14 protein-coding genes and 1 tRNA gene are annotated in these 18,108 nt (G+C 72.4%); 2 read left to right on the top strand and 13 right to left on the bottom strand.

Annotated features, from left to right (window positions below; genetic code table 11):
- Positions 1 to 293: 293 nt before the first annotated feature.
- From ABTX18_RS34910 to ABTX18_RS34900, 3 genes are all read right to left on the bottom strand, one after another.
- The gene (locus ABTX18_RS34910) at positions 294 to 935 is read right to left on the bottom strand and encodes an IclR family transcriptional regulator (RefSeq protein ID WP_024489166.1); all 642 of its coding nucleotides are present in this window, start codon (positions 933 to 935) and stop codon (positions 294 to 296) included.
- A gap of 325 nt (positions 936 to 1,260) precedes the next feature.
- Positions 1,261 to 3,273: a hypothetical protein gene (locus tag ABTX18_RS34905; protein ID WP_352126817.1), complete on the bottom strand. Its 2,013-nt coding sequence runs from the start codon at positions 3,271 to 3,273 to the stop codon at positions 1,261 to 1,263.
- Positions 3,274 to 3,389: 116 nt separating this feature from the next.
- Positions 3,390 to 5,006, bottom strand: a complete 1,617-nt coding sequence (locus ABTX18_RS34900) for a WxL domain-containing protein (RefSeq protein ID WP_352126816.1) — start codon at positions 5,004 to 5,006, stop codon at positions 3,390 to 3,392.
- Positions 5,007 to 5,311: 305 nt separating this feature from the next.
- Here ABTX18_RS34900 and ABTX18_RS34895 point away from each other — a divergent pair, with 305 nt between their 5' ends.
- Positions 5,312 to 5,863 carry a hypothetical protein gene (locus ABTX18_RS34895; RefSeq protein ID WP_352126815.1) on the top strand — a complete coding sequence of 184 codons (552 nt, stop codon included), beginning with the start codon at positions 5,312 to 5,314 and terminating at the stop codon, positions 5,861 to 5,863.
- Between the two features lie 77 nt (positions 5,864 to 5,940).
- On the opposite strand, the gene ABTX18_RS34890 is transcribed toward ABTX18_RS34895, so the two are convergent.
- The 4 genes from ABTX18_RS34890 to ABTX18_RS34875 all read right to left on the bottom strand — a co-directional run bounded on the left by ABTX18_RS34890 (position 5,941) and on the right by ABTX18_RS34875 (position 9,968).
- Complete coding sequence (locus ABTX18_RS34890; protein ID WP_352126814.1) at positions 5,941 to 7,722, bottom strand: DEAD/DEAH box helicase; 1,782 nt, start codon at positions 7,720 to 7,722, stop codon at positions 5,941 to 5,943.
- Between the two features lie 166 nt (positions 7,723 to 7,888).
- Entirely contained in the window at positions 7,889 to 8,257 is a 369-nt protein-coding gene (locus tag ABTX18_RS34885) for a type II toxin-antitoxin system death-on-curing family toxin (protein WP_352126813.1), read from the bottom strand.
- Positions 8,257 to 8,454 carry an Arc family DNA-binding protein gene (locus ABTX18_RS34880; protein ID WP_352126812.1) on the bottom strand — a complete coding sequence of 66 codons (198 nt, stop codon included), beginning with the start codon at positions 8,452 to 8,454 and terminating at the stop codon, positions 8,257 to 8,259. Before ABTX18_RS34880 ends, ABTX18_RS34885 begins: the two co-directional genes overlap by 1 nt.
- Before the next feature lie 32 nt (positions 8,455 to 8,486).
- Positions 8,487 to 9,968 carry an MFS transporter gene (locus tag ABTX18_RS34875; RefSeq protein WP_352126811.1) on the bottom strand — a complete coding sequence of 494 codons (1,482 nt, stop codon included), beginning with the start codon at positions 9,966 to 9,968 and terminating at the stop codon, positions 8,487 to 8,489.
- A 220-nt stretch (positions 9,969 to 10,188) separates the two neighbouring features.
- On the opposite strand from ABTX18_RS34875, the gene ABTX18_RS34870 reads away from it, so the two are divergent.
- Positions 10,189 to 10,263: transfer RNA gene (locus ABTX18_RS34870), tRNA-Cys, on the top strand.
- Between the two features lie 62 nt (positions 10,264 to 10,325).
- Here ABTX18_RS34870 and ABTX18_RS34865 read toward each other — a convergent pair.
- The 6 genes from ABTX18_RS34865 to ABTX18_RS34840 form a co-directional block, all read right to left on the bottom strand.
- On the bottom strand, positions 10,326 to 12,671 hold the full coding sequence (locus ABTX18_RS34865; RefSeq protein WP_352126810.1) for a xanthine dehydrogenase family protein molybdopterin-binding subunit: 2,346 nt from the start codon (positions 12,669 to 12,671) through the stop codon (positions 10,326 to 10,328).
- A complete protein-coding gene (locus tag ABTX18_RS34860; RefSeq protein WP_352126809.1) occupies positions 12,668 to 14,173 on the bottom strand; it encodes a 2Fe-2S iron-sulfur cluster-binding protein in 1,506 nt (501 codons plus the stop codon). The genes ABTX18_RS34865 and ABTX18_RS34860 overlap by 4 nt, the downstream gene beginning before the upstream one ends.
- Positions 14,170 to 15,066, bottom strand: coding sequence for an FAD binding domain-containing protein (locus tag ABTX18_RS34855; RefSeq protein ID WP_352126808.1), 897 nt, complete (start codon positions 15,064 to 15,066; stop codon positions 14,170 to 14,172). The genes ABTX18_RS34860 and ABTX18_RS34855 overlap by 4 nt, the downstream gene beginning before the upstream one ends.
- Positions 15,067 to 15,344: 278 nt before the next feature.
- Positions 15,345 to 16,979 (bottom strand): beta-N-acetylhexosaminidase, encoded by a 1,635-nt coding sequence (locus ABTX18_RS34850; protein ID WP_352126807.1) that lies wholly within the window; start codon positions 16,977 to 16,979, stop codon positions 15,345 to 15,347.
- Positions 16,980 to 17,154: 175 nt separating this feature from the next.
- Entirely contained in the window at positions 17,155 to 17,445 is a 291-nt protein-coding gene (locus ABTX18_RS34845) for a DUF3039 domain-containing protein (protein WP_352126806.1), read from the bottom strand.
- A gap of 29 nt (positions 17,446 to 17,474) precedes the next feature.
- Positions 17,475 to 18,035 carry a YqgE/AlgH family protein gene (locus ABTX18_RS34840; protein ID WP_352126805.1) on the bottom strand — a complete coding sequence of 187 codons (561 nt, stop codon included), beginning with the start codon at positions 18,033 to 18,035 and terminating at the stop codon, positions 17,475 to 17,477.
- Positions 18,036 to 18,108 lie beyond the last annotated feature (73 nt).

Raw genomic sequence — 18,108 nt, 5'->3', positions numbered from 1 at the left:
CCCCGCAGGACGACGAACATCGACCCGGGTCCGCTGCGTACCGGCGGAACGTTCGTCGTTTGAGGAGACGCCCCGGAGGGACCCCGGACCCCCACCCACCCGGGTGGGGCGCACCCCCGCGCAACGCGGAGCACCCGCACCACTCAAGCCCGTCCGGCGATTGAGGACGGAACCGGCCCGCCGGAGCACCCCGCACCCCGCACCCCGCACCCCGCGGAACCCTCCGCCCCGGGAGGGGGCAGCCACACCGGGGCGCGGCCACCCCGCAGGGAAACCGAACCCCTCAGCCCGCGCTAGCGAAGCGCGTCGGCGACCTCGCGCGCCGCGTCCACCACGCGCGGACCCACCCGTTCCGGGACCGCGTCCGCGAGCATCACCACGCCGACGCTGCCCTCGACCCCCGTCACCCCCATCAGCGCGGCCGCGGCCCCGCTCGCGCCCGCTTCCAGTTCTCCGTGGGTGAGCGTGAACGCCGTCTCGCCCACCGGCTTCTGGCGGGCGGCGAGGATCGCCCGGCCCGCGGCACCCCGGTCCAGCGGGTGGCGGAAGCCGGCCCGGTAGGCCACGTGGTAGTCGGTCCAGGTGGGTTCGACGACCGCGACCGCCAGCGCGTCCGTGCCGTCGACCAGCGTGAGGTGGGCGGTGGCCCCGATGTCCTCGGCCAGGGACCGCAGCGCGGGCAGCGCGGCCTCCCGGACGAGCGGGTGCACCTGACGGCCCAGGCGCAGGACGCCCAGACCGACTCGTGCCCGGCCGCCCAAGTCGCGGCGTATCAGGGTGTGTTGTTCCAGGGTGGCGAGCAGACGGTAGACCACCGTGCGGTTGACGCCGAGTTTGTTGGACAACTCGGTGACCGTCAGGCCGTGGTCGGTGTCGGCGAGCAGCTTGAGGACACGCAGTCCTCGGTCGAGCGTCTGGGAGGTCTCCGCGGTCACGACGCCCTCTCCTCTTCGGTGAGCGGCGGCGGCTGTTCCCACGGATTGTGCGCCACCGGTCCCAGCGGCGACGCACGGAGAGGCCGCCGGCCTGGCCAAGGCACCGGCTGCGCTCCGCGGCGGCGCTGCCACGGGGCGTTCACGTTTTGGGGACAGTAGCGAGCCAGTCCGCTCAGCGGAAGACCTCGTCCAGAATCCGGGCGTTGAACTCGGCTAAGTCATATAAGCGCCGGTCAGCGGGGCACCGGTCGAGCGGTGCGCATCTACGCGCGTCCTGGTCGGCCGACTGCCCCGCGACGCTCCGTACACCGGACGTGAACCGGCGTTAACTCACCGTAAACAATTGCTGGACGGTTTTACCGTTGACGAGTACCTCGCAGGCCCTGATCGACCTCGTCGCCGGGTCCCGGACGGTGAAGTTGAGGGCGAACGTGCCGTCGAGTCCGATGACCCGGGTGACGTAGGAGTCGGAGGTCTGCTTGCCGTCGGCGGTGCGCCCGGTGACGGAGACCGTGGCGACGGGCGCGAAGCCCCGGCCGGTCACCTGGACCACCGTGCCGGGCGGCCCTTCGGGTGGCGAGAGCGCGAAGGAGGCTCCGGTCGGGGCGGTGCCGTCCTGGACGGTGAACGCGGCAGTCTCCGTACGCGGGTTGACGAGGACCTCGCGGACCCGGAGGGCGACGGTGTCGGCCGCGTTGACGGTGAAGGTCTGCGAGAAAGCCCCGTCGAGGCCGACGACCTTGGTGCGCACCGGGTCGGAGGTCTGCGAGCCGTTCGCCCGGAGCCCGACGATGGACACGGTCGCCACCTTGGCGAAGCCCTGCCCGAGCACGGTGACCGCCGTGCCCTTCGGCCCGGCCGCCGGTGTGAGGACGACGAAGGTGGGGGCGACGGTGAGCTGGGTGAGGGCCTGCGCGCCGCCCGCCGTGACCTGGAGGGCGTAGACGCCGCGGGGGGTGGATCCGGCGGCGGTGACCGTACCGGTCAGGGTGCCGTCGGCGGCGATCCGCAGGGTGGAGCCGCTGATCCGGGCCGCGTCGCAGCCGCTGCCGTCGGCGGCGCACAGGGCGGCGGCGGGGGTGGCGCCGGAGGGCCAGCCGTCGCCGGAGACGCCGATCGTCCCGCCGGGCTTGACCTTGGCCATGCCCGCGGAGAGCGTCGCGGTGGCCTCGGTCACGGTGAACGGTGCGGTGAGCAGGGTCGCCGGGTCGTTGGCCTCGTCGACCTGGATCGCGGCGATCGCCGGGTCCGAGACGGTGAAGTCCACGGCGAACGTGCCGTCCGGGCGGCTCTTCACGTAGACGGCCGTGTCGTCGAGCGTCGTTCCGCTCGCGTCAAGGCCGACCGTGTTGATCCAACGGTCCTGCCGGTAGTCGCTGCCGGTGACGGTGATGACGCTGCCGACCGGTCCGCTGCCACGGGAGAGCGCGATGGCGCGGGGCCCGTCGGGGACGAAGGCCTGGACGGTCAGGGGCGCGGTGGCCTCCTTCGTACCGTCGCCGACTTTCACGAGGTACGAGCCGTCCGGCACCGTGCCCGCCTGGGCGAGCACGGCGCTGCCGGTCAGTTGCCCGGAACTGTTGATCGCGAGGGAGTTGCCCGCGAACTTCCCGGCGTCGCAGCCGCCGCCGTCCGCCGCGCAGAGTGACGGTACGGGGGTGGCGCCCACGGTCCAGCGGCTGCCCGACAGGGTGACGGAGGTGGAGGGCCGGGCCGGCGTGGTGGGGGCGATGAGCGTGGCCGGCTGACCGGCGCTGCCCTCCGCCGTCACGGTGCCGATGGAGCCGCCGCCCGCGGTGACGGTGCAGGCCGTCTCATAGGTGGAGCCGAGCACCTTGGTGCGGGTGAGGTTGCGCAGCGGGGTGAAGGTGATCGGGCCGCTCGCGTTCGCGGGGAGGAGGAAGTCGCCTTCGTAGGGCGGGATTTCGATCGGCTGCCCGGACGGGATGTCGAGGCTGACCTCGGGTCCGGTGACGGTGACCGTGCCGGTGGCGCCGCCGGACATGGCGAGGTCGACGCTCGGGGTGGTGGGCACGTCGTTGAGGCTGAGTCCGCTGGTGGCGGGGGACGGGCCGAGCGTCACCTTGGCGTGGACCTTGCCGCCCGGGTCGACGACGTCGGGGGCGAGTTCGATGCTGAACTCCTGCGGCCCGGTCGCCTCTCCCTGGCCGGCGGGCAGGGTGCAGTGGACGGTGGGGGTGATGGTTCCGGCGTGGGCGAGGGGTGCGAGCGCGACGGTTCCGCCGGTCCAGGCGAGTACGGCTCCGGCGCCGAGGGCGACGGCGCGGCGCCACACGGGGCGGCCCGGCCTTCCGGTGGGTCTGCGATGCGCGAACATGCTGCTCCTCCAAGGGAATCGGAATGCGGATGATCCGAATGCGGAATGGGCGACGCCCGCCTGTTCCCTTTCCGTACGGAACAGACGGGCGTCGTCGGTGCTTTCGTGGGTGCCCTTTACAGCAGGGTCAGGGTCAGGGTGGCGCTGTAATCTCCGGGCCGGGTGAATTCGGGAACGGTGAGGGCGAGATCCGCGTCGGCGTCGAACTTGCCGCCGGTGAACGGACGTGATCCGTCCGGATCCACCCGGCACAGGCTCGCCGCCTCGGGCCCGAGTGCCGTGGGCGCTCCGGCCACCGGCGTCCCCACGCTGCCGGCCTGCGCCGAGCAGGACGGTGTCCAGCGCACGGCGTGGGCCGGGATGACGGACCCGTCGGCGCTCGTGAAGCTGCTGAGGGTCGCGGTCAGGGACCAGCCGCTGTTGACGCCGCGGGCGTCCTCCACCTCTACCCCGTTGAGCCGCGCGGTCTGCGCCGCGCCGCCCGCTCCCAGGACCGTGGTTCCGAAGTCGACGGTGTCGCCGTCCTGGGTCATGGACAGGGTGCCCGCCCTGACCTGGGTGCTCAGCCGCTGCTCGGCCGTGCTGCCGCCTCCGCCGCCGGTGGTGACGGTGAACGGGGCGGTGCGCACGGTCGCCGGGTCGTTTCCCTCGTCGGCCTGGACGGCGGCGACGGCATCGGAGATGACGGTGAACTCGACGGCCCAGGTGCCGTCCGCGCCGCTCTTCACATAGACCGCGCTGTCGTCGAGCGTGGTGCCCGCGGCGTCGAGGCCGATGACGTTGATCCAGCGGTCCGGGTTGTAGTTGCGGCCGCTGACCGTGATCACACTGCCGACCGGTCCACTGTCCGCCGACAGCTCCATCTCCCGGTTGCCGGCCGCGACGGCTTCGACGGTGAGGGGGGCGGTGGCCTCCTTCGTACCGTCGTTGACCTTCACCTCGTAGCTGCCGTCGGGTACGGCTCCGGCCTCGCCGAGGGTGGCGGTGCCGGTGAGCGTGCCGTAGGAGTCGATCCGCAGGGTCTGGGCGGTGAACTTCAGCGGATCGCAGCCACCGCCGCCCACCGCGCACAGCGACGGCACGGGGGCGCCGTCCGGCGTCCATCCCGAACCGCTCAGCTTGACCGCGGTGTTGGGGCGTACCGGGTCGGCGGGCGCGGCCAGGGTGGCGGGCTCCGACGCGGAGCCCTCCGCGGTGACCGTGCCGATGGATCCGCCGCCGTCGACGACGTCGCAGGGCGTCTCGAAGACCGATCCGAACACCTTGGTCTGCGTCAGCGTACGGATCGGAGCGAACGAGATCTCGCCCGAGGCGTCCGCCGGGATCAGGAAGTCACCTTCGAACGGGGGGAACTCCATGGGCGTGTCGACCGGGACGTTCATGATGAACTCGGCGCCCCGCACGGTGGTGGTGCCCGTGGCCCCGCCGGACATCGCGAGGTCGAGGCTGATGGTGGTCGGCACGTCCTCCAGGGCGATTTTGCTGGTGGCCGGGGACGGGCCCAGTGTCACCTTCGCGTGCACCTTGCCGCCCGGTTCGACGACGGCCGGCGACAGCTCGACGGTCATCTCCTGCGGTCCGGTCGCCTCGCCCTGGCCCGCGGGCAGGACGCAGTGCACGGTCGGGGTGACGGTCCCGGCCGCGGCCATCGGCCGGGCGGGCGGGGACGGTGCGGCCGTCGCCCCGACGCAGCCCAGTGACAGTACGAAACAGGCCGCGAGCAGACCGGTCACACCGGGTCTTCGTCGTCGGATCACCTGACACCCTTTCATGGACCATTGATTGCGCACATTGAGGAGGTCACGTGCAGAGAAGTCAAGAGAAGGCCGTTTGATCCTTTTCGGAAATGGCCCGAAGGGATTGCGGAAGACGTTTTTCGCATATCTGTTGACTTCTTCGAAGATCGCCGTTTCACTGCACCCGACATGCCGGGCCCGGCACGCAGATCCGCACGTCCAGCGAATGCACCGAGCGCAGCGAAACGGTGCGACAGGACGTCGGATCCGCGGAATTCACACCGGAAGGAGTTCCACCCGTCATGTCGATCTCTCCCACCCGCACGTCCCGGCGAAGACGCCTGCCGCTGATCCTGGCGGCGGCGTGTTCGACCGCCGGACTGCTCGCCCTCACCGCCCCGACGGCCTCCGCGGTGACCCCGCTCATCGCGACGGCCACCTACAACTGCGGCTCCTGGGGCAGTGGTCTCGCCACCCTGACCGCCGCCGACAACGGCACGACCAAGACCATCAAGATCACGTCATCGGCGATCACGATGCCGGTCGGCACGAGTGCCGACCCGAACAGCATCACGACGACGCTCAAGCTCACCAAGACCGTGGGCGGCGTCACCAGTCAGGTCCAGTTCTCCGCCAAGACCAACCCCGGTATGAGCGGCGGCAATCCGATCACCCTCGGCCCGCTGAAGCTCACCTCGGGCACGCTCGCGGCGGGCAACAGCACCAACTCCGTGGTGCTGCCCACTCCCCCGAGCTCAACCAACTGGTCACTGCAGATCGTGGCCTCGTCCCCGACGTCCGCCACCGTGCCGTGCGTGGCGACGTCCGTCCAGTCCGCTTCGCACGTCTGGTAGCGGCCCCCGCATGACGCCGGCCCGGAGCGGGGGAACCTCTGTCCCCGCCCCGGGCCGGTGCGTGCGCTCGGCACTGCTCACGTCATGCGGGTGGCCCACTCCTGGACCTTCTTGATCCGCTGCTCGATCTGCCCGGCCGTGGCCTCCGCGCTCGGCGGCCCGCCGCACACCCGGCGCAGCTCGGTGTGGATGACGCCGTGCGGCTTGCCGCTCTGGTGCGTGTAGGCCGACACCATGGTGTTCAGCTGCTTGCGGAGTCCCAGCAGCTGCTTGTGCGTGACCACCGGCCGGTCCCCGGCCGGTTTCTCCAGCAGGTCCGCCTCGGAGGCCGGCTTCTGCCTGCTGTGCGCGATCTGCCGGGTCTGCCGCTTCTGGAGCAGCAGCTGCACCTGGTCGGGCTCCAGCAGTCCCGGGATACCGAGGTAGTCCTGCTCCTCCTCGCTGCCCGGGTGGGCCTGCATGCCGAACTCGGCGCCGTCGTACAGCACCCGGTCGAAAACCGCGTCGGACTCCAGCGCCTCGAAGGGCAGCTGCTCCTCGGTCTCCTCGTCCTCCAGCTTCTCGGCGTCGGAGAGGAGCTTGTCCTCCTCCGCGAACGGGTTCTCCTCGTCGCTGCCCTTCTTGGGCTTGTCGAGGACGTGGTCCCGTTCGACCTCCATCTCGTTGGCGAAGTCGAGGAGCATCGGGATGGTGGGGACGAAGACGGACGCGGTCTCGCCGCGCCTGCGGGAGCGCACGAAGCGGCCGACGGCCTGGGCGAAGAAGAGAGGCGTCGAGATGGTGGTGGCGTACACGCCGACGGCCAGGCGCGGCACGTCGACACCCTCCGACACCATCCGGACGGCGACCATCCAGCGTGATCCGTCCTCGGTGAACTTGTCGATCTTCTTCGACGCGGCCTTCTCGTCGGAGAGGACGACGGTGGGCTTCTCGCCGGTCACCTTCTTGAGGATCTTGGCGTACTCGCGCGCCGACTCCTGATCGGTGGCGATGACGAGCCCGCCCGCGTCGGGGATGCCCTTGCGGACCTCGGTGAGGCGTTTGTCGGCGGCGCTGAGGACGTTGGGGATCCAGTCGCCGGTGGGCGACAGTGCGGTGCGCCAGGCCTGCCCGATGGCGTCCTTGGTCATGGGCTCGCCGAGCCGGGCGGCGATCTCGTCACCGGCCTTGGTGCGCCAGCGCATGTTACCGCTGTAGCTGAGGAAGATCACGGGCCGGACGACGCCGTCGGCCAGCGCGTTGCCGTAACCGTAGGTGTAGTCGGCCGAGGAGCGCCGGATGCCGTCGTTGCCCTCCTCGTACGCCACGAAGGGGATCGGGTTGGTGTCCGAGCGGAACGGCGTGCCGGTGAGGGCGAGCCGCCGGGTCGCCGGGTCGAACGCCTCCTGGCAGGCCTCGCCCCAGGACTTCGAGTCACCGGCGTGGTGGATCTCGTCGAGGATGACCAGGGTCTTGCGCTGCTCGCACCGGTTGCGGTGCAGCATGGGGCGGACGCCGACGCCCGCGTATGTGACCGCGACCCCGTGGTACTCCTTGCTCACGGGGCCCGCGCTGTACTCGGGGTCGAGCTTGATCCCTATCCGTGCGGCCGCCTCCGCCCACTGCTTCTTCAGGTGCTCGGTGGGCGCGACGACGGTGATCTGCTGCACGACGTGGTGGTGGAGCAGCCATGAGGCGAGGGTCAGCGCGAAGGTGGTCTTCCCGGCGCCGGGGGTCGCGACGGCGAGGAAGTCGCGCGGCTGCTCCTGGATGTACCTCTCGAGGGCGCCCTGCTGCCAGGCTCGCAGCTTGCCGGCCGTGCCCCAGGGGGCGCGGCCGGGAAAGGCGGGTGAGAGGTGGTGGGAGGCGGTAGTAGTCACGGTCTCCGGTTCAGGTCTCTCGGGTGCGTGGGGTGCTGTCCGCACGGACCGGGACGGGCCCGTACGCGATACGACAACCGGGCCACCCTACCGGGGGGCGGGGTGGAACCCCGTACGAACCAGCCGTGGTTCGGCACCTCTGAGACCCGCTTCACAGGGGGGCTCTCTACTTGGCGAACCTGGGCAGCTGCTCTGCGATCTTGGGCATGTCCAGCACTCCCTGACAGACGTCCAACACGAACTGCTCGGCCTCGTCCACATCGAAGCCAGCATTCAGCGGGTGGCCGTTCATATGCAGGAATACCCAGGTCGCGTACCAGGCGATGCGCTTGTTGCCATCGACGAGCGCAGGATTGCGCGCTAGTGACTCCATCAGTGCGGCAGCCTTCTGCCAGACGTCCGGGTAGGCGTCCTGGCCGAACACGCTCGACTGCGGGCGGGCCAGTGCCGAGTCGAGCAGTCCGTAGTCACGCACCTCTGCCGCACCGAGGCGCTCCGCCAGGTTGAGCAGCTCGGGCATGGTCAGGTACTGCATCAGGCGAGCCTCCGGTTGAGCTCCTCGCTCGCCTTCAGCACATGCTCCGCCGCCTCGTTGAAGAGGCGTGAGTGTTCGTTTATGGCGGTAATCACCGCGTCGTGGGCGAAGGACTGCATGCTGCGCCCCTCCGCCTCGGCACGCGTACGCAAAGCGTCCAGCTCTTCTTCGGTGAACCGCAGATTCAAACCAGCCATGATTCGATGGTACTACGCGGTACTACGCAGTACTACGCGTTCGCCCGCACCCGCCCCGCCACCCACGCCCCCGCCAGCGCCACCCCAGCCATCGGCAGGAACACCACCGCGAACGCCCCCGGGTGCGAGCCCGACGCGCCCGCGCGCACCGCCTCGTGCGCCGCCCCCACCGCTCCCCCGCCCAGCGCCGCGAACGCCGCGCCTCCCGCGGCGAGCAACAGGACGTTCGAGAGGCCGTCGGAGATCTGCAGGGCCGCGGAGTTCGCGCCCGCCTCCTCGGGGGCGGACAGCTTCAGCAGCAGCACGCTGGTGGCGGCGATCACCACGCCCATGCCGAAGCAGCCGAACGCCCAGGCCACCGCCACGGTCCAGACCGGCACCGACTCGATCAGCACGGCCGGAGCCGCCGCGATCGCCGCCGCGACGAGCACCATGCAGCCCACCATCAGCCGGTCGCGGTGCGGTTCGAAACGCGGCCGGGACTGTACGTACGAGCCCAGCGCCCAGGTCCCGCCGCCGGCGGCGAGCGAGAGTCCGGCCATCGTCGGGGACATCCCGCGCTGGGTGACCAGCATCAGGGGGACGAACGACTCGGCGGCGATGAACGACCCCGCCGCCACCCCGCGCAGCAGCACCACCGCGGGCAGCCCGCGGGCCGCGCGGGCGGTGCCCGGGGGCAGCAGGCCGCGGATCGCGGGGACGAGCAGGGTGGCTCCGGCGGCGGCCGGCAGCAAGGCGAACCAGTTCCGCTCCTGCCCGGCGTACTGGAGCAGACCGGCGCCCAGCGAGATGCCCAGCGCGAGCACGATGCGCCGGCGGTCGTACGGCTCGACGGGCGCCGCCGGGTCGGCGGGCCCGGACGCCGTCCGGCGGATCGCGGGCAGCGCGAGCGCCAGCGGGAAGACGATCAGCGCAGGGATGCCGACGAAGACCCAGCGCCAGCCGATGTGCTCGGTGACGCTCCCGGAGGCCAGCGGCCCGACGACGGACGGGATCACCCAGCTCGCGGCGAAGGCGGCCAGGATCGACGGGCGCAGGTGCTCCGGGTAGGCCCGGCTGATCACCACGTACAGCGCGACGATCACCAGCCCGCCGCCGAGCCCCTGCACGGCCCGGCCCGCGATGAACATCCACATCGTGCCCGCGGTCCCGGACAGCAGCAGCCCCGCCCCGAAGGCGCTGATCCCCGTGGCGAGCGGGGCGAGCGGCCCGCGCCGGTCGGCCCACTGGCCGGAGAGCACCATGGCGAAGAGGCTGGTGGTGAAGTACGCCGAGAACGCGAAGGCGTACAGCGGGATGCCGTGCAGCTCACGGGCGGCGACCGGCATGGCGGTCCCCACCGCGGTCGCCTCGAAGGCGATCAGGAACACCACGGAGACGATGCCGATGCTGAGCGCCCGGTAGGCCCGTCCCAGGACGCCGTCGGGTGCTGCCGCCACCGCTGTCCCGCGGGTGTCGTCGGTGTCTTCGGGGCGGGGCGAGACATCGGCGTCACGCGGTTCCAGGGCGGTCATGAGCCCTAGGGTAAGGGGCAATAACCAGGATGGGCCCTGTCGCGAGTCGCTCCCGTTCTCGTCCGTTGGTCGTACGACCGCCGGTCGAGGGGCCTCGGCACGCGGGGTCCCCGCCCGGCTCCGATCGTGAACGCCGTATGGCAGTCGCGTTGCACGGCGGCCCGCGCCCTTGTACGCCGGGCCGCCCGGGGCCTACGGTCGGGACGTCCCGCCAACGCATGACCGTGTGCCCGAGAGGCTCAGGGGCTCGACTGCAACTCGAGTTACACCGGTTCGAATCCGGTCACGGTCTCCACGGCACACCGCCCGCCCCTCACGCAGAGGGGCGGGCGGTGTCGTTTCGCGGGCGGGGCCGCCTCAGCCCTTCGGGGCCGCGACGGCCGCCTGCGGCCTGATCGGGAGGCGGTTGACCGGGCGGCCGGTGGCCGAGCGGACCGCCGCCGCCACCGCGGCCGGCGAGGTCACGACCGGCACCGCCGAGGCGGGCTTGGCGCCGAACGGGGCCACCACGTCGCGTTCCTCGACGAGCTTGACGATGCGGATGTCCGGGGCGTCCAGCGCGGTCGGCAGGGCGTAGCCCGTCAGGTCGGGGTGGCGGACGAGACCGCGGGCGCTGCGGAGGTTCTCCGTCAGGGCGGCCCCGATGCCCTGGGTGATGCCCGCCTCGATCCGGGTCGCCAGCTGGGAGGGGTTGAGGACCCGGCCGACGTCCTGGGCGATCGCCATCTCGACGACACGGATGGAGCCGAGCTCGATGTCGACGTCCACCACGGCGCGGATCGCGCAGAACGCGAGGCCGACGAAGGCGTCGCCCTGACCGGACTCGTCGAGCGGCTCGGTGGGGTGGGGGCGGCACTGGGCGGTGGCCCAGAGCTCCTTGCCGTCCATCGCCTCCATGACGGTCGTGGAGAGCACCCCGTCGTAACTGGTGATCTTCCCGTCGGCGATCTGGAGCAGCTCGGTGGACATGCCGAACTTGTGGGCCAGCGGCTGGAGCAGCTGGGTGCGGACCATCTTCGCCGCGCGTTCGACCGCTCCGGCGGAGACCCAGGTGTGGCGGCCGTGCGTCGCCGGGCCGGCCGGGGGCTGGTCGGTGTCGACGGACGCGACGTGCACCTCTTCGATGCCGAGCGTCTCCTGCACGACCTGCCGGGCCAGCGTGGAGAAGCCCTGGCCCGTCTCGACCGCGGCGCAGATGACGGTGGCGACTCCGTCGTGGACCCGGACGGTGGCCGTGGAGACCTCGTCGGTGCCCTCGGCCCCGAGCATGTGGACCATGCCCAGCGCGTAACCGACCCCGCGCCGCACGGCGCCGGGTTCGCCCGCGCCCTCGGGGCCGCCGGGCAGCAGCCAGTCGTCCTCCGGGGCGTCCTTGGGCAGCGAGGGGAGGGGGAAGTCGCGTACGGAACGCAGGAGTTCCGCGACCGGGGCGGGGCAGGTCACCGTCTGTCCGGTGGGCAGGATGTCGCCGGTGGACAGGACGTTGCGCATCCGCAGTTCGGCCGGTTCGATGCCGAGCTTGGCGGCCAGCTTGTCCATCTGGCCCTCGTACGCGGCACAGACCTGCATCGCGCCCTCGCCCCGGACATGGCCGGACGGCGGGTTGTTCGTGCGGACGGCCCAGCCCTCGATGAAGGCGTGCGGCACGACGTACGGACCACAAGCGAAGGCGACGGCGGCGGCCAGGGACTCCGAGGAGGCGTCGGCGTAGGCGCCCGCGTCCAGAAGGATCTGCGCCTCGACCTTGACCAGGCGGCCCTCGGCGTCCGCGTGGTGGCGGTAGCGGAGCAGCGTGGGGTGGCGGTGCGCGTGGCCGAGGAAGGACTCCTCGCGGGTGGCGGCCAGCTTGACCGGGCAGCCGGTGCGCAGGGCGAGCAGGCCGAGCGGGAGCTGGAAGCCCGGGTCCTCGCGGTCGCCGGTGGCGCCGGGCACCCCGGTGACGACGACCTTCACCCGGTCGGGTTCGAGGCCGAAGCAGGCGGCGGCGAGGTCCCGGTCGGTGTGCGGGTCGGTGGACGCGGTGTAGATCTCCACGCCGCCGTCGGGGCGGGGCACGGCGAGTCCGGCCTCGGCGCCGATCGGCGCCGGGTCCTGACGGCCGATGCGGTAGAGGCCCTCGACGACGACCTCGCCGGTGATCTCCGGGTCGCCGTAGCGCAGCGGGATGTGGCGGATCAGGTTGCCGTCGGGGTGCAGGGGCTCGGCGGCGAACGCCTTCTCCGGGTCGGTGACCGGCTCCAGCACCTCGTACTCGACGGTGATCGCGGCAGCGGCCAGCCGGGCGGTGTCGGGGTGGTCGGCGGCGACCGCGGCGATCGGCTCGCCGTGGTGGCGGACCAGGTCGGACGCGAAGACGGGGCGGTCGACGACGCGCCGGCCGTAGAAACCCTCGCCGGGGACGTCCTCGTGGGTGACGACCGCGCGCACGCCGGGCATCGCGACAGCGGCCGAGGTGTCGATGGACAGGATGCGGGCGTGCGGGTGCGGGGAGCGCAGCACGGCCGCCCAGAGCAGTCCCTCGGCCCACAGGTCGGCGGCGTACGGGAACGTGCCCTCGGTCTTGGCGCGGGCGTCGGCGGGCGGCAGCGAGGCGCCGATCCCGAGCAGCGGCTGCTCGGTGCCGGGGCCGCTCGGGCCGTCCAGCGACGGGATGCTGATCGCCGTGTGGGTCGCGCCCGCCGCGGTGGCGGCGTCGTTGCTCACGCCGTGCCTCCGTCCTGCAGATGGGCCTGCACACTACCCGCACCGGGCGCCGCCTGGTGCGGGATGCGGGCCTCGTCCGCCCCAGCGGATTCCGGCTCGGGTGCGAAGGCCGCCTCGGAGGCGGCCTCGCGGCCGGCGATGACCTCGTTCACGGCATCGAGCACGCCGCGGTAGCCGGAGCAGCGGCAGAGGTTGCCGCAGAGCGCCTGGCGGGTCTCCAGCTCGCTGGGGGCGTGGTTGCCCTCCAGCAGGTCGTGGACGGTCATCGCCATCCCGGGGATGCAGAAGCCGCACTGGACGGCTCCGCAGTCCGCCAGGGCGCGCTGGACGTCGGACGGTTCGCCGTCGACGGCCAGGCCCTCGACCGTACGGACCTCGCTGCCCGCCGCCGTGGCCGCGGGGACCAGGCAGGAGGCCACGAGACGCCCGTCCACCTGGACGTTGCAGGCACCGCACTCGCCCTGGGAGCAGCCGTCCTTCGCGCCGGCGAGGCCGAGGCGCTCGCGGAGCACGTAGAGCAGCGACTCGCCGATCCAGGCGTCGGTGACGGGCCGGTCGGCGCCGTTGACGTGCAGCACGTAGGAGGCGGCGGGGTGCTCGCTGGGCAGGCCGGACGCGGGGGCGGGCGAGGCGTCCACCACGGCCTCGTCGGTTGCGGTGTCATCCGGAGCGGCGTCGTCCGGGGCTGCCGCTTCGGGCTGCTCCGGCGCGTCCTCGGATGCGGCGTCCGGCGCGTCCTCGTCCGCCGGGCTCGGGTGCGCGGGGTCCTCGGGCGTGCCCGGGGCGGCTTCCGCGCCGCCGTCCGCGACCGGGTCCGTGCCGGGCTCGTCCGCGGGGACGTCGGCCTGCACCTCGGCGGTGGACTCCGGCATCGGGCCGAGATCCGTTCCCAGCGCCGGGGTGTCCGTGGCCGGGGGCTGGGGCTCCTGCGTCGCCCACGGCGCGGGCGCACCGCCGGGCAGCGTGGCGGGCGGGGTGCGGTCCTGGTACCAGCCGGCGGCCAGCGCGGAGGCCGAGAACTCGCCGGACTCCTCCGGGAGCTCGCCGTCGGCGACCGGGATCGTCCACTGTCCGGTGTGACCGGCCGCCTCGACGGGGCCGCCGTTCTCGGCGAAGTTCCACTGGCCGGTGTCGGCCGGGGTGCCGGTGTACCGGTCCGGGTACTCCTGGGACGCCTGCGGGTATCCGTACGCCGTCTGCTGCTGGTTCGGGTCCGGCCAGTGCACCGGGGCAGGCTCGGGCTCGGTGCCCGCGTCCTGGTGGTCCGGCTGGTTCGGCGTCGCGACGACCCAGCTGCCGGTGGCCGCCGGGTCGAGACCGGCCGCGGGCGTCAGCGGAAGGATCATCGGCGGCACGTACCCCTGGCCGGGCGCGGCCAGCGGAATGTTCGCCAGGTCCTCCGGCGGCAGGTGGACGAAGGCGGTCGCCTCGGCGTCGTACTCGCCGCCCTGCGGGGTCGGCTCCCAGCGGCCGTGCCGGTCGGCGTGGTCCTCGTTGCTCACGACAGTGCCCTCCCCAGCGCGCGTCGGGCCAGCGCGGCGACGGTGCGCCGCAGGTGCAGTACGGCGGGGGGCAGCGGTGGCGCCTCGCCCCCGTCGGCCGGTGGTGCCTGGTCCGGGATGCAGGCCGCGGCGACGTACTCGCCGAAGGCGGCCAGCGCGTCGGGGGCGAGGCCCCGATCGCCGTCCCAGTCGATCAGTGAGGCGATCCAGCGCTCGGCCTCCAGCGGCCGCAGCGGCATCGGCGCGATGGCGCCGACCGCGCAGCGCACCCCGCGCCGGGCCGGGTCGAGCACGATCGCGACGGAGGCGGTGGCCCGGCCGGGGCCGGTGCGTCCGGTCGCCTTGAGGAAGACCTGCGGGGCGTGCAGCAGCGGGACGCGGACGAAGCCGATCAGCTCGGCGGGCTCCAGCATCTCGCGGCCCGCCAGCAGGTGCGAGACCGGGATCTCGCGGCGCGCGCCGCCGGGGCCCGCGATGACGAGCTCGGCCTCCAGGGCGGCGAGCACCGGCAGGGCGTCGCCGGTCGCCGCGGCGGTGGCGATGTTGCCGCCGAGCGTTCCGGCGTTACGGATCTGGGGCGGGCCCGCCGCGCGTGCGGAGGCGGCGAGGGCGGGGATGAGGGCGGCGAAGTCGGGCCGCCCCATGCGTGCGTGGGTGAGCCCGGCGCCGAGCAGGGCGTGGCCGTCCTGGTAGTGCCAGCCGCGGAGCTCGCTGATCCGGCCGAGGCCGACCAGTCCGGAGGGGCGCAGGAGCCCTTTGTTGACGGCCGCCATCAGATCCGTGCCGCCTGCCACGGGGACGGCGGCGGGCATGGCGCCGAGTGCCGCCACGGCCTCGTCCAGCGAGGCAGGCAGCGTGACGGACTGCGTCGCCTGCGGTGCGTGCGTGGTCAACCCAGCTGCCCCTTCCCGGTGTCCCGGCTGTCCCGCCTGTTTCGCCGTACGGTACGTGCTCGAGGCCCGGACGTGGCAACTCTGGCACATCTTCCGACCGGGCCGACGCGAGGGTCCGCGAAGGGCGTATCCCTCCCCGGTCAGGGGAATACTCCCGTTTCGCACCTCTTCGGCGCAGATTGCGAATTACTGCTGTTCCACGCGCTTGTGCGACTCGGCCGACCGGCGTCCCCGCCACGGTCGAGGGACCGTGGCGGCGGCAACCGGACCGGGTGGTCTCACACGTTCGGGGGTGTTCCCTCCTTCGGGCGTCCGAGGACTCCGGGGCGCCGCTGGGAGGGCAACGGGCCGCCCGGCGGCCGGTACTCGACGCCGAGCGCGTCAAGTCGCGCGTAGTGCGCGGTCATCCGGCGCTCGAAGTCGGCGTAGTCCCGGTCGGCGGAGGCCGGCAGGGCGGACCAGGCGACCTCGGCGAAGGCCGCGAGGCGGGGGAAGGTCTGGTAGTCGACACGGGAGCGGTTCTGCATGACCTCGGTCCAGACGTTGGCCTGGGTGCCGAGGACGTGCCGGGCCGCCTCCTCGGAGAGGGCCGGCGGCACGGGTTCGAAGCGGTAGACGTCCTCCAGGGTGCGGACGTAGCTGATGGGCATCGGCTCGTCGGGGCCGCCGTGCTGACGGAAGTCCAGGTACACCTGCTGCTGCGGGCACATCACGACGTCGTGCCCCGCTTCGGCGGCCGCGATGCCGCCCGCGTACCCGCGCCACGAGGAGACGGCCGCGCCCTCGGCCAGCCCGCCCTCCAGGATCTCGTCCCAGCCGATGAGGCGCCGGCCCCGTGCGGTGAGCCAGCTGTCGAAGTGCCGGATGAACCAGGACTGCAGCTCGTCCTCGTCGGCCAGGCCGAGTTCCTTGATCCGGGCCTGGGCGGCCGGCGACTGCTTCCACTGGTCCTTGGGGCACTCGTCGCCGCCGATGTGGATGAACGGCGAGGTCTCCGGGGGGAACAGCTCCAGCACTTCCTCGAAGACGCCCTCGAAGAAGCGCAGGGTGTGGTCGGAGGGGGCGAGCACGTTGGGGTTGACGCCCCAGTCGTCCCAGACGGTCAGCGCGGCGGTGTCCACGACGTCGGTGTTGCCCAGCTCCGGATAGGCGCTGATGGCGGCCTGCGAGTGGCCGGGGACGTCGATCTCGGGGACGACCCGGATGTGCCGCTCGGCGGCGTACGCCACGATCTCGCGGATGTCGTCCTGCGTGTAGTAACCGCCGTGCGGGGTCTCGTCCCAGAGCTCGGACGCCCCGTGGCCGTACTTGCTCCGCGCACGCCACGCGCCGACCTCGGTCAGGCGCGGGTGGCGCTTGATCTCGATGCGCCAGCCCTGGTCGTCGGTGAGGTGGAAGTGGAAGACGTTCAGCTTGTGGGCGGCGAGGAGGTCGAGGTAGCGCAGGATTTCGTCCTTCGGCAGGAAGTGCCGTGACACGTCCAGCATCAGACCGCGCCAGCCGAAGCGGGGACTGTCCTCGATGTCCGTGGGCCCGAGGGCGGTCGCGCCACGGCCGTTGACGGGGGCCCGGCGGAAGGCCTCGGGCCCCAGCAGCTGACGCAGCGTCTGCGCACCCCAGAACACCCCGGCGGGGCTGCCGCCCGTGATCACGACGCTCTCGTCGGCCCGGGTCGTCAGCCGGTAGCCCTCGGACGCCGCCGACGGATCGACGCGCAGCCGGATGGCGCGCGCGGCCCCCTCGCCGCCCGGCGCGAGCGGCAGGCCGAAGGCGGCGCCGAGCGTCGCGCGCAGCCAGCGCTCGGTGCTCTCGGTGCCCGGGGCCGCGTCGATGGTGGTGGAGGGGTCCAGGATGAATCCGCCCCTCCCCCGGTCACCGACGCTCACGGGCGCCGGGATCAGTTCCATGTCCATGTCGTCAGTCCTTAACGAGTTACGAGGAAGGCACGCTCCGCAGGGAGGCTAGGTCCGGACCAGGAAACCGACAAGTGGCCCCCACCACTGCGCAGGGGCGGCGCGGAAGAGCCCCCGGGGCGCGCGGCTGCGCACCCCGGGGGCTCTTCCGGGCCGTTCTCTCCTGCGGCAGGGGCTACTTGTCCTTGCCGCCCTTGCCCTTGTCCTTGTCGCCGCCGGCGCCCATGGACTCGTAGATCTCCTTGCACATGGGGCAGACCGGGTACTTCTTGGGGTCGCGCCCCGGTACCCACACCTTGCCGCACAGTGCGACCACGGGGGTGCCCTCCAGGGCACTCGCCATGATCTTGTCCTTCTGAACGTAATGGGCGTAGCGCTCGTGGTCGCCGTCGCCGTTCGACACCTGTGGTGTCGGCTCCACGAGGGTTCCGGTGCCTGCCCCGCGCTCGGGCTCAAGAGTGCTCATAACCGCCAAGCGTACTGAAAGCCCGGGCATCAGTTCAGCGAAGGGTCGTCCGGATACGTGGCGATCATGGCCAGTTCGCTGCGCTGGCGGCGCAGGACCGCCCGCCAGAGCCGCTCCGGGCAGGGCGAGGAGACGTCGCCGGGTTCCGACTCGACGACGTACCACGCTCCCTCGGACAGCTCCGTCTCCAGCTGGCCGGGGCCCCAGCCCGCGTAACCGGCGAAGATCCGCAGCGAGCCGAGGGCCGCGGCCAGCAGTTCCGGGGGCGCCTCCAGGTCCACCAGGCCGATCGCCCCGTACACCCGGCGCCAGCCCAGGGGCCCCTCGTCGCCGGGGATCACCGCCACACCGAGCGCCGAGTCCAGCGAGACGGGGCCGCCCTGGAAGACGACCTCGGGTTCGCCGGTCAGCTCCGCCCAGGACTCGAGGATGTCGGCGACGCCGACCGGGGTCGGGCGGTTCAGGACCACGCCGAGCGAGCCCTCCTCGTCGTGGTCGAGGAGCAGCACCACCGCGCGGTCGAAATTCGGGTCCGCCAGGGCGGGTGCGGCCACGAGCAGCCGCCCTGTGAGCGAGGACACCTCGGTCATGGCAGAAATGATCCCGCATCCCGGGCCTTGGCGGGGCCCAAGTGACCCTCTCGTCGCGCACCGTGCCCGAGCG

It is taken from the genome of Streptomyces sp. NPDC096323, from assembly GCF_040302845.1.
Lineage (GTDB): Bacteria > Actinomycetota > Actinomycetes > Streptomycetales > Streptomycetaceae > Streptomyces.
The sequence above is the reverse complement of the archived record's forward strand: the minus strand, read 5'-3'. Positions and strand labels throughout refer to the sequence as shown.

Coding starts and splice junctions, on each gene's coding strand:
- ABTX18_RS34840 (WP_352126805.1), bottom strand. CDS start 18,035: ATGACCGAGGTGTCCTCGCTCACAGGGCGGCTGCTCGTGGCCGCACCC.
- ABTX18_RS34880 (WP_352126812.1), bottom strand. CDS start 8,454: ATGGCTGGTTTGAATCTGCGGTTCACCGAAGAAGAGCTGGACGCTTTG.
- ABTX18_RS34850 (WP_352126807.1), bottom strand. CDS start 16,979: ATGGACATGGAACTGATCCCGGCGCCCGTGAGCGTCGGTGACCGGGGG.
- ABTX18_RS34885 (WP_352126813.1), bottom strand. CDS start 8,257: ATGCAGTACCTGACCATGCCCGAGCTGCTCAACCTGGCGGAGCGCCTC.
- ABTX18_RS34905 (WP_352126817.1), bottom strand. CDS start 3,273: ATGTTCGCGCATCGCAGACCCACCGGAAGGCCGGGCCGCCCCGTGTGG.
- ABTX18_RS34895 (WP_352126815.1), top strand. CDS start 5,312: ATGTCGATCTCTCCCACCCGCACGTCCCGGCGAAGACGCCTGCCGCTG.
- ABTX18_RS34875 (WP_352126811.1), bottom strand. CDS start 9,968: ATGACCGCCCTGGAACCGCGTGACGCCGATGTCTCGCCCCGCCCCGAA.
- ABTX18_RS34845 (WP_352126806.1), bottom strand. CDS start 17,445: ATGAGCACTCTTGAGCCCGAGCGCGGGGCAGGCACCGGAACCCTCGTG.